The sequence below is a fragment of the Citrobacter sp. S55_ASV_140 genome, from assembly GCF_018919505.1.
GTDB classification, from domain to species: domain Bacteria; phylum Pseudomonadota; class Gammaproteobacteria; order Enterobacterales; family Enterobacteriaceae; genus Citrobacter; species Citrobacter werkmanii.
The window spans coordinates 1-9,579 of the sequence record NZ_JAHLQZ010000158.1 but is presented as its reverse complement, the minus strand read 5'-3'; the positions used below and the strand labels follow the sequence as shown (position 1 = coordinate 9,579).

General features: G+C 53.5%; 7 protein-coding genes. 5 read left to right on the top strand and 2 right to left on the bottom strand.

Annotated elements, in window-relative coordinates:
* From flhB to KQJ18_RS18305, 5 genes are all read left to right on the top strand, one after another.
* Positions 1 to 932: flagellar biosynthesis protein FlhB (gene flhB / locus KQJ18_RS18325; RefSeq protein WP_216422454.1), on the top strand; the 932-nt coding region annotated here is incomplete at its 5' end.
* Complete coding sequence (flhA, locus tag KQJ18_RS18320; RefSeq protein WP_006684120.1) at positions 925 to 3,003, top strand: flagellar biosynthesis protein FlhA; 2,079 nt, start codon at positions 925 to 927, stop codon at positions 3,001 to 3,003. The genes flhB and flhA, both read left to right, overlap by 8 nt.
* Positions 3,003 to 3,395, top strand: a complete 393-nt coding sequence (gene flhe, locus KQJ18_RS18315; protein WP_038641455.1) for a flagellar protein FlhE — start codon at positions 3,003 to 3,005, stop codon at positions 3,393 to 3,395. The genes flhA and flhe overlap by 1 nt, the downstream gene beginning before the upstream one ends.
* Before the next feature lie 261 nt (positions 3,396 to 3,656).
* On the top strand, positions 3,657 to 5,243 hold the full coding sequence (locus tag KQJ18_RS18310) for an MFS transporter (RefSeq protein ID WP_038641453.1): 1,587 nt from the start codon (positions 3,657 to 3,659) through the stop codon (positions 5,241 to 5,243).
* A complete protein-coding gene (locus tag KQJ18_RS18305; RefSeq protein WP_204525221.1) occupies positions 5,244 to 6,383 on the top strand; it encodes a glycoside hydrolase family 105 protein in 1,140 nt (379 codons plus the stop codon).
* Here the strand turns inward: KQJ18_RS18305 and mrdA are convergent.
* The gene (gene mrdA / locus KQJ18_RS18300; protein WP_216422452.1) at positions 6,355 to 8,292 is read right to left on the bottom strand and encodes a penicillin-binding protein 2; all 1,938 of its coding nucleotides are present in this window, start codon (positions 8,290 to 8,292) and stop codon (positions 6,355 to 6,357) included. The two genes, KQJ18_RS18305 and mrdA, sit on opposite strands and share 29 nt — an antisense overlap.
* Positions 8,293 to 8,474: 182 nt before the next feature.
* On the bottom strand, positions 8,475 to 9,579 hold a 1,105-nt coding region (gene argS, locus KQJ18_RS18295; RefSeq protein WP_216422451.1), incomplete at its 5' end, for an arginine--tRNA ligase.

The window sequence follows — 9,579 nt, the reverse complement described above, 5'->3', positions numbered from 1 at the left end:
ACCCCAATCTGATCCTCAGCCAAATCATCCTGCTGATTAAAGACGCGATGATTGCGCTGTTGCCGTTGATTACTGGCGTCGTTCTGGTGGCATTGATCTCACCCGTGATGCTTGGTGGCTTGATCTTCAGTGGTAAATCTCTGCAACCCAAGTTCTCTAAGTTGAATCCGCTGCCAGGCATTAAACGCATGTTTTCCGCGCAAACCGGTGCCGAACTACTCAAAGCGATACTGAAGTCCACGTTAGTGGGAAGCGTGGCCGGATTTTATCTCTGGCATAACTGGCCGGCGATGATGCGGCTGATGGCGGAATCACCGATTACGGCGATGGGCAATGCCCTGGATTTAGTCGGTATGTGCGCGCTGTTGGTGGTGCTGGGCGTCATTCCCATGGTCGGGTTCGACGTTTTTTTCCAGATTTATAGCCATCTGAAAAAGCTGCGCATGTCGCGTCAGGATATCCGTGACGAATTTAAGCAAAGCGAAGGTGACCCGCACGTTAAGGGCAAAATACGCCAAATGCAGCGCGCGGCGGCACAGCGTCGCATGATGGCGGATGTACCGAAAGCGGACGTCATTGTAACCAACCCCACGCACTACTCGGTGGCGTTGCAGTATGACGAGAACAAAATGAGCGCGCCGAAAGTTGTTGCCAAAGGCGCGGGGCTGGTGGCGTTACGCATTCGTGAGATTGGCGCCGAGCATCGTGTCCCCACGCTAGAAGCACCACCACTGGCGCGTGCGTTATATCGTCATGCAGAGATTGGTCAGCAAATACCGGGGCAATTATATGCCGCCGTTGCCGAAGTGCTGGCATGGGTATGGCAGTTAAAACGCTGGCGTCTGGCAGGCGGCAATCCGCCACCACAACCTGAAAACCTTCCGGTGCCTGACGCACTGGATTTCCTGAACGAGAAGAATACTGATGGCTAATCTGGTCGCGATGCTGCGCCTGCCCGGCAACCTCAAATCCACGCAATGGCAAATCCTTGCCGGGCCGATCCTCATTCTGCTGATCCTGTCGATGATGGTGCTGCCGCTGCCGGCTTTCATCCTCGATCTGCTGTTCACGTTTAATATTGCGCTGTCGATCATGGTGCTGTTGGTGGCGATGTTTACACAGCGCACGCTTGAGTTTGCTGCATTCCCGACGATTTTGCTGTTCACCACATTATTGCGCCTGGCCCTGAACGTCGCGTCGACGCGTATCATTTTGATGGAAGGACATACCGGTGCGGCCGCGGCGGGGAAGGTGGTTGAAGCCTTTGGCCACTTCCTGGTGGGCGGTAACTTTGCCATCGGGATCGTGGTTTTCGTTATTCTCGTCATCATTAACTTTATGGTTATTACCAAAGGCGCCGGTCGTATCGCTGAAGTTGGCGCACGCTTCGTGCTGGATGGTATGCCCGGCAAGCAGATGGCGATTGATGCCGACTTAAATGCCGGACTGATTGGCGAAGATGAAGCCAAAAAACGCCGTTCGGAAGTGACGCAGGAAGCGGACTTCTACGGTTCGATGGATGGTGCGAGTAAATTCGTACGCGGAGATGCCATCGCCGGTATTTTGATCATGGTGATCAACGTGGTTGGCGGCCTGTTGGTCGGGGTGCTACAGCATGGTATGAGCATGGGCAGCGCCGCGGAAAGTTATACCCTGCTGACTATCGGTGACGGCCTGGTCGCGCAGATCCCCGCGCTGGTTATCTCAACGGCGGCGGGTGTTATCGTGACCCGCGTGAGTACCGATCAGGATGTAGGCGAACAGATGGTGACCCAACTGTTCAGTAATCCAAGCGTTATGCTGCTTAGTGCAGCGGTGCTGGGTTTGCTGGGCCTGGTACCTGGTATGCCAAACCTGGTATTTTTGATGTTTACCGCCGCATTACTCGGCCTGGCCTGGTGGATGCGTGGTCGCGAACTCAAAGCGCCTGCTGAACCTCAGCCGGTAAAAATGCCGGAAAATAACTCTGTGGTGGAAGCCACCTGGAACGATGTGCAACTGGAGGATTCACTGGGAATGGAGGTGGGTTATCGCCTGATCCCAATGGTGGATTTTCAGCAGGATGGCGAGCTACTGGGGCGAATTCGCAGTATTCGTAAGAAATTTGCCCAGGATATGGGCTTCCTGCCGCCGGTGGTCCACATTCGCGACAATATGGATCTGCAACCCGCCCGCTATCGCATTCTGATGAAAGGGGTGGAAATCGGCAGCGGGGACGCCTATCCCGGACGTTGGCTGGCTATTAACCCGGGGACGGCGGCAGGTTCGTTGCCGGGAGAGAAAACGGTCGATCCGGCTTTCGGTCTGGACGCTATCTGGATTGAGAGCGCATTGAAGGAACAGGCGCAGATTCAGGGCTTTACGGTGGTTGAAGCCAGTACCGTTGTCGCTACGCATCTGAATCACCTGATTGGTCAGTTTGCCGCTGAGCTGTTCGGGCGTCAGGAAGCGCAACAGCTACTGGACCGCGTCTCACAGGAGATGCCAAAGCTAACCGAAGATCTGGTCCCTGGGGTTGTGACGCTGACCACACTGCACAAAGTGCTGCAGAACTTACTGGACGAAAAAGTACCGATTCGCGATATGCGCACCATTCTTGAAACGCTGGCTGAACATGCGCCGCTGCAAAACGATCCGCATGAGCTTACTGCGGTAGTCCGCGTTGCGCTGGGGCGCGCCATCACCCAGCAATGGTTCCCGGGTAATGAAGAGGTTCAGGTTATTGGTCTGGATACCCCGCTTGAACGTCTGCTGCTGCAAGCATTACAGGGCGGCGGCGGTCTGGAGCCTGGTCTGGCAGACCGGCTGCTGGCCCAAACTCAGGAAGCGCTCTCCCGCCAGGAAATGTTGGGTGCGCCGCCGGTATTGCTGGTTAATCACGCGTTACGCCCGTTACTGGCACGCTTTTTACGCCGCAGCATACCGCAACTGGTGGTGTTATCGAACATGGAGCTTTCCGATAACCGCCATATTCGTATGACGGCGACCATTGGAGGTAAATAATGCGTAACTTACTGTGGCTGTTGGTTTTTCCTTTGGTGGCGCAGGCGGCCGGAGAAGGGGCATGGCAGGCGAGCGGAATGGGCATCACCTTAAACCACCGTGGCCAGTCAGCCTCGTCCGCACCACTGGTTCCCAGTCAGCCCGTCTCGGGTTTGATGACCCTGGTGGCGTGGCGCTATGCGCTTAATGGACCAACCCCTGCGGGGTTACGTGTGCGTTTATGTTCTCAGTCCCGCTGTGTCGAGCTGGACGGACAAAGTGGCACCACCAACGGGTTTAATAATGTTCCCGCCATCGAACCGATGCATTTTGTCTGGGAAGTTCCCGGCGGCGGTCGTCTGATCCCCGCCTTACAAGTACAGAGCAATCAGGTAATAGTAAACTATCGTTAACGCCTTCCTTCATTAGGCCAGCAGCAGAAACTGCTGGCTGCTTCGCAATTTTAGCCCACCGCTTTGATTAAAAAGAAACGCTGTTTTATAAAATTGGTGACATACGTTGCCGGACTCTTTGTGCTGTTGCCATTTCGCGAACATCCCTGGCAGAAACAGAAAGGTTTCACTTCCTGTTAGCTTTTACTGTGACCCTGTAAGGACGCCCAATATCAACGCGAGGATTGCGGGGCCTCCCAATAATGTGCAGGGGTAACGGCAATGAAGACACGTAAAATCGGACTGGTTAACTATTTTGCCTACGGTTCGGGGGATTTTTTGGGCGCAGGTACCACGGCATTAACCGCCGCCTGGCTGCTCTATTTTTACACTACGTTTTGTGGCCTGACGCCTATCGAGGCGACCTTCATTTTTGCCACCGCCAGGGTGCTGGATGCCGTGGTTAGCCCGTTAATGGGGTTTTTAACCGATAACTTTGGTTCCACCTGGCTCGGTAAACGCTTCGGGCGACGTAAGTTTTTTATTCTGTTGGGGATCCCCTGCGTCTTTAGCTACTCGCTGATGTGGGTGGGTGACATGGGTTTCTGGTACTACCTGCTGACCTATCTGATTTTTGACGTGGTCTACACCATGATTCTGGTGCCCTATGAAACGCTGGTGCCCGAAATGACCGATGACTTCAAACAGAAAACCAAGTTTTCCGGCGCGCGTATTTCGATGGCGCAAATGTCAGCTATTCTGGCCTCGTTCTTACCCGGCGTTCTGCTGACGCTGTTTGGCAAAGATAACCCGGTGTCTTTTTTCTACGCCAGCCTGGTGTTCTCTGTGCTGTGCGCGCTGATGCTGATTTTCGTCTGGTTCTTTACCTGGGAGCGCCCACGTGCTGAGTGGACTGAAGCCGCGCTGCGAGCCGAAGAAGAGAAGAAAAAGCTGACCTTTAGCCAAAGCATGACCCGTCTGTTTGTTGAACTGAGTTCAACACTGCGCATCCGAATCTTCCGCCAGCATTTAGGAATGTATCTCGGCGGCTATATAGCGCAGGACGTTTTTAACGCCGTCTTTACTTACTATGTGGTGTTTGTGCTGATGCAGGAAGCCTCGATGGCGTCAAACCTGCTGGGAACGATGGCTATCTTCCAGTTCATTGCCGTTATCGCCATGATCCCATTGTGTATCCGCTTTGGACCCGCGCCATCATACCGGATGGTGGTTGTCCTGTTTGGCGCGAGCTCTCTCTCTTATGCGCTGCTTTACTATGCCGGGTTAAGCGATGTTTATTCTCTGTTGCTGCTGGTCTCTGCCATTGCGGGTCTGGGACGCGGCGGTATCAATTATGTCCCCTGGAATACCTACACCTATATTGCTGACGTTGACGAAGTGATTACCGGCCAGCGCCGGGAAGGGATCTTCGCCGGCATTATGACGTTAACGCGTAAGGCGTCACAGGCGGGAGCGGTGATGCTGGTTGGGATTGTCATGCAGATGTCCGGTTTTGTCTCCGGTCACAGCGTACAACCCGCGGCGGTCAGCCATACCATTTTGTTAATTCTGAGCTGCGGTACGCTAATTGTTCTGGCGCTGGGTTTCCTGGTTTCCTTGCGCTTCAAACTGAACCTGCAAACCCACAGTACCCTACGTGAAGAGACCGCAAAAATGCGGGCATCGGGACGCCCCGTGCCGGAAGGGCTCTCCGCCAAAGGCCGCGCGACCGTAGAGATGCTGTCGGGCATGCCATATGAATCACTTTGGGGCAACAACAATATTGGTTACCTGAATCGTAATAAGCCAGCAGCACCGAAACTGGAAAAGGGTGCCGCATTGAATTCGACATTGACAGAGGTGAAGTAAATGATTGTTTACCCGGTTAAACACAGCCCGTTATTGCGACAACCTGACCATTTTATTGCCAGGGATGAATTAAAAACGTTGATCAAAAAGGTGACGCATAACCTGGTCAATATTCATGATGAGACAGGCGAATTCCTGCTGCGTCTGGACGACGGCCGCGTTATTGATACCAAAGGCTGGGCGGGATGGGAGTGGACGCACGGCGTCGGCCTGTACGGGATGTATCAGTATTATCAGCAAACCGGCGATGAAACGATGCGCGATATCATCGATAGCTGGTTTGCCGATCGCTTTGCTGAAGGTGCGACCACCAAAAACGTCAACACTATGGCGCCGTTTTTAACGCTGGCGTATCGCTATGAAGAGACGCGTAACCCCGCGTATCTGCCGTGGCTCGACAGCTGGGCTGAGTGGGCCATGCATGATATGCCGCGTACTGAATTCGGCGGTATGCAGCACATTACGCTGGCGGAAGAGAATCATCAGCAAATGTGGGATGACACCTTGATGATGACGGTTTTGCCGCTGGCGAAAATCGGCAAGTTGCTCAACCGTCCAGAATATATTGAAGAGGCAACCTATCAGTTCCTGCTGCATGTGCAGAACCTGATGGATAAAGAAACGGGGCTGTGGTTCCACGGCTGGAGCTATGAAGGGCGGCATAATTTTGCCAACGCCCGCTGGGCACGTGGTAACAGCTGGTTAACTATCGTGATCCCGGACTTCCTCGAACTGCTCGATTTACCAGAAAACAGCGCTGTTCGCCGCTATCTGGTGCAGGTCCTGCACGCGCAAATCGCGGCGCTGGCAAGGTGCCAGGATGAAAGTGGATTGTGGCACACGCTGCTGGACGATCCGCAGTCGTATCTGGAAGCGTCAGCTACCGCCGGATTTGCGTATGGGATCCTCAAAGCAGTACGTAAACGCTATGTCGGTCAAGATTATGCTGCGGTGGCCGAAAAAGCCATCAGAGGCATTGTGCAACATATCTCACCAGAAGGTGAATTGATGCACACCTCGTTTGGTACCGGAATGGGGCACAATCTCGATTTTTACCGCAATATCCCGCGGACCTCCATGCCATATGGACAGGCCATGGCGATACTGTGCCTTACCGAATACTTGCGTAAGTATTTTTGATCTCGTTGGCAGAGGGGGCTGCCGCTAACGGACCTGATTGTTGATTCACCTCTGTTTGCGCGGCATTATCCTGCGACGCAAACAGATGATCCATGATTTGCCGCATGACCGGCGCGGCGGTAACACCGTCGCTGCCGCCGTTTTCGAGGATTAACGCCACGGCGACTTTTGGGTTCTTATAGGGCGCAAAAGCGGTATAAAACACATGGTCGCGCAAACGGACAGGAATCATTTTCGCATTGTAGGTCTGATTTTCTTTCAGGCTGAAGACCTGCGATGTGCCACTTTTCGCCGCAATGCCGTAAGGTGCGGTGTGAAAGAACTTATACCCGGTACCGTTTGGTTCATTTGCCATGCCGAACATCGCCTGACGCACCAGCCCCCAGTAGGGTGACGACGCAGAGGCGATTTGCGACGGCGGTTCAGGAGCCTGGTATGGCGTGAGGGTTTTGCCGCTTTCTTCATCGAGTAGCAGGTGAGGAGCGATGACTTTGCCGTTGTTAATCAGCGCTACCATAGCCTTTACCATCTGGATCGGCGTGGCAATCCAGTAGCCCTGGCCGATACCGACAGAAATGGTATCCCCTTGATACCATGCTTTTTTATGTACTTTCTGCTTCCATTCGCGGCTCGGGAGCAGGCCGTTATACTCCTCATCAAGATCGATACCGGTCGGTTTACCGTAACCAAACTGGCTGAGCATGCTGTTAATCCGGTCGATCCCCATCATATACGCCACCTGATAAAAGAAGGTATCAGCGGATTCTTCAATCGCTTTGGTGACGTCCAGCATACCGTGACCGGTTTTTTTCCAGTCACGATAATGTCGCTCGGTGCCGGGTAGCGTCCAGGTGGGCGCGCCGAAGAAACTGGTCTGCGGGGTGATGACGCCGTTCAGTAACGCTGACATCGCCATGTAGGGTTTGACCGTGGAGGCAGGAGGGTATAACCCCTGCGTGACGCGGTTGATTAAAGGCAGGTCTTTATCCTGCAACAGCTTGTTATAGTCCTGATAGCTGATGCCTTTGACAAACGGATTGGGGTCATAGCTGGGATTGGAGACCATCGCCAGCACGGAACCGTCGTGCGGATCTTCCACCAGTACTGCCGCACGCTGGCCCGCCAACAGACTCTCAATGTATTGCTGTAAATGTAAGTCCAGCGTCAGATGGATATCTTTCCCGGCAACGGGCGGCACATCCTTGATCAAGCGGACGATGCGTCCGTGGTTATCGACTTCCACCTCCTGATAACCGGTTTTTCCATGCAGTTCGTTTTCGTAATAGTGCTCAATACCCTGCTTGCCGATGTTGTGATCGGCGGCGTAGTTTTCTGCCAGACCTTTTTTATCCAGTGCTTTCAGATCGTTGTCGTTGATTTTTGAAACATAGCCAAGGACATGCGCCAGTGCGGCCCCATAGGGGTACTGGCGGTCTTCATAGCTATTGATATTGACGCCACTGAAACGAAACTGGTTAACCGAGAAGCGAGCGATTTCTACATCGGTCAGCGCATTTTTTAGCACTACCGGGCGATAACGGCTGCTGGATTTTAGCTCATGGCGGAACTGGTCAATGTCATCCGGGGTGAGGTCAACGATCGGCGTTAGCTGCCTGATTAGGGTATCCATCTCGCTGATTTTATAAGGCGTAACGGAAATGTCGTACCAGGTTACGTTGCGCACCAGCGGGATGCCGTTGCGATCGTAAATCATGCCTCGCGTTGGGGCGACGGGCAGCATTTTGATGTCGTTTGCATTCGAGCGGGTGGTGTAATACTGGTGCTGACAGATTTGCAAATTGTAGAGATTGTAAATCAGGATGCCAAAACAGATAACCACAAGGCCAAAGGCCACTATCACACGCCGCTGGAAGAGTTTTTCTTCCGCCTCAAAATCTCTGAATGTCATTGACCTGTACCCGATTAATTCGCCGCCTAATGATACGGAGGCTCAAACGGGATGACAGGCAAAAAATGTTCCATATCTCTACGGAAATGTGTCATTCCTTGTGAGTTGTTACAGATAGCCTGTTACGGAAATAAAAAAGGCCTGAGTCCGCGTTACAGACTCAGGCCTCAATCATTGCGTACTTACATACGTTCTACGGTTTCGATACCCAGCGTATCCAGACCCAGCTTCAGGGTTTTCGCCGTCAGTTGCGCCAGCTTCAGACGGCTGTTACGAATCTCTTCGTTCTCCGCGCTGAGGATAGGGCAATGCTCGTAGAAGCCGGAGAACAGACCCGCTACGTCGTACAGGTAGGCACACATCACGTGCGGCGTACCTTCACGGGCCACGACGGTGAGCGTTTCTTCAAACTGCAGCAGACGCGCAGCCAACTGGGCCTCGCGATCTTCATTGATAATGACCTGCGCATTTGCCAGCGTGCTCTCGTCGATTTCCGCTTTACGGAACACGGACAGTACGCGGGTGTAGGCATACTGCATGTACGGCGCGGTGTTGCCTTCGAACGCCAGCATATTGTCCCAGTCGAAGATGTAGTCAGTGGTACGGTTTTTGGACAAATCCGCATATTTCACTGCGCCGATACCGACCGCATTCGCCAGCTTTTCCAGCTCATCGGCAGGCATATCCGGGTTCTTCTCTGCCACCAGACGACGTGCGCGCTCCAGCGCTTCATCCAGCAGATCGGCCAGTTTAACCGTACCGCCCGCGCGGGTTTTGAACGGCTTACCGTCTTTGCCCAGCATCATACCAAACATGTGGTGTTCCAGCGGCACGGAATCCGGCACATAGCCGGCTTTGCGGACGATGGTCCAGGCCTGCATCAAGTGCTGATGCTGACGGGAATCGATGTAATAGAGAACGCGGTCGGCATGCAGCGTTTCGTAACGATATTTGGCGCAGGCGATGTCGGTGGTGGTGTAGAGATAGCCGCCATCTTTCTTCTGAATGATAACGCCCATCGGTTCGCCTTCCTTGTTCTTATACTCATCAAGGAATACGACGGTAGCGCCTTCGCTCTCAACAGCCAGACCTTTCGCCTTCAGATCGGCCACGATACCTGGCAGCATCGGGTTGTACAGGCTTTCCCCCATGACGTCGTCACGGGTCAGCGTGACGTTCAGGCGATCGTAAGTTAACTGGTTCTGCGACATGGTAATGTCGACCAGTTTGCGCCACATCTCACGGAAATATTCGTCGCCGCCTTGCAGTTTAACAACATAGCTACGG

Excerpts from the sequence above, each read along its gene's own strand:
- flhA (WP_006684120.1), top strand. The coding sequence starts at position 925 with ATGGCTAATCTGGTCGCGATGCTGCGCCTGCCCGGCAACCTCAAATCC.
- flhe (WP_038641455.1), top strand. The coding sequence starts at position 3,003 with ATGCGTAACTTACTGTGGCTGTTGGTTTTTCCTTTGGTGGCGCAGGCG.
- KQJ18_RS18310 (WP_038641453.1), top strand. The coding sequence starts at position 3,657 with ATGAAGACACGTAAAATCGGACTGGTTAACTATTTTGCCTACGGTTCG.
- KQJ18_RS18305 (WP_204525221.1), top strand. The coding sequence starts at position 5,244 with ATGATTGTTTACCCGGTTAAACACAGCCCGTTATTGCGACAACCTGAC.
- mrdA (WP_216422452.1), bottom strand. The coding sequence starts at position 8,292 with ATGACATTCAGAGATTTTGAGGCGGAAGAAAAACTCTTCCAGCGGCGT.